The following is a 1,300-nucleotide window of genomic DNA, read 5'->3' as shown; positions in this document are numbered from 1 at the left end:
ACCCGCCGCGTCGCCTGGCGCCGCGTCATGGACATGAACGACCGCGCCTTGCGCGAAATCATCTGCTCGCTCGGCGGCGTCGCCAACGGCTATCCGCGCGAAGCCGGCTTCGACATCACGGTGGCTTCAGAAGTCATGGCGATCCTGTGCCTGGCGAAGGACTTGAAGGATCTGGAAAAGCGCCTTGGCGACATCATCATTGCCTATCGCCGTGACAAGACCCCGGTCTATGCCCGTGACATCAAGGCCGACGGCGCCATGACGGTTCTGCTCAAGGATGCCATGCAGCCCAATCTGGTGCAGACCTTGGAGAACAACCCGGCCTTCGTCCATGGCGGCCCCTTTGCCAACATCGCCCATGGCTGCAACTCGGTCGTCGCCACCACCACGGCGCTGAAACTTGCCGACTATGTCGTCACGGAAGCAGGCTTCGGCGCCGATCTCGGTGCGGAAAAGTTCTTCGACATCAAGTGCCGCAAGGCTGGCTTGAAGCCGGCAGCCGCCGTCATCGTCGCCACGGTGCGCGCCATGAAGATGAATGGCGGGGTCAAGAAGGAAGACCTCGGCACCGAAAACATCGAGGCGGTGAAGAAGGGCTGCGCCAACCTTGGCCGCCACATCGAGAACGTCAAACAGTTCGGCGTGCCGGCGGTTGTTGCCATCAACCACTTCTATTCCGACACCGACGCCGAGATCCAGGCGCTGAAGGACTATGTCGCGGGCATGGGCGAGGAGGCGATCCTGTGCAAGCACTGGGCGCATGGCTCGGCCGGCATCGAGGAGCTTGCCAACAAGGTGGTTCAGCTTGCCGAAAGCGGTGTCTCGCAATTCGCCCCGCTTTACCCGGAAGAGATGGGCCTGTTCGACAAGATCAACACCATCGTCCAGCGCATCTATCGCGGTTCCGAAGCGATTGCCGACAAGTCGGTGCGCGACCAGCTTCATGCCTGGGAGCAGGCCGGCTACGGCAAGCTGCCGGTATGCATGGCCAAGACGCAGTATTCCTTCTCGACCGACCCGAACCTGCGCGGCGCGCCGACCGGCCACACCGTACCGGTGCGCGAGGTGCGCCTCTCCGCCGGCGCCGGCTTCGTCGTCGCCATCTGCGGCGAGGTCATGACCATGCCCGGCCTGCCCAAGACCCCGTCGTCGGAGAGGATATTCCTCAACGACAAGGGACAGATCGAGGGGTTGTTCTAGACGCCGGCACTCTCCTCCAATCCGCAAAGCGGATTGGAGCAACCCCCACCCCTAACCCCTCCCCACAAGGGGGAGGGGAATTTCGCGGCCGCTATGCCGC

1 protein-coding gene is annotated in these 1,300 nt (G+C 63.1%); it reads left to right on the top strand.

Annotation, left to right across the window (positions count from 1 at the left end):
* A partial coding sequence (locus tag BM413_RS32365) for a formate--tetrahydrofolate ligase (RefSeq protein WP_091918922.1) occupies nt 1–1,200 on the top strand: 1,200 nt, incomplete at its 5' end.
* Between the last annotated feature and the right edge of the window lie 100 nt (nt 1,201–1,300).

It is taken from the genome of Mesorhizobium sp. YR577 (genome assembly GCF_900116595.1).
In the GTDB taxonomy this organism is placed as follows: domain Bacteria; phylum Pseudomonadota; class Alphaproteobacteria; order Rhizobiales; family Rhizobiaceae; genus Mesorhizobium_M.
This window is presented reverse-complemented; position numbering and strand designations above follow the sequence as displayed.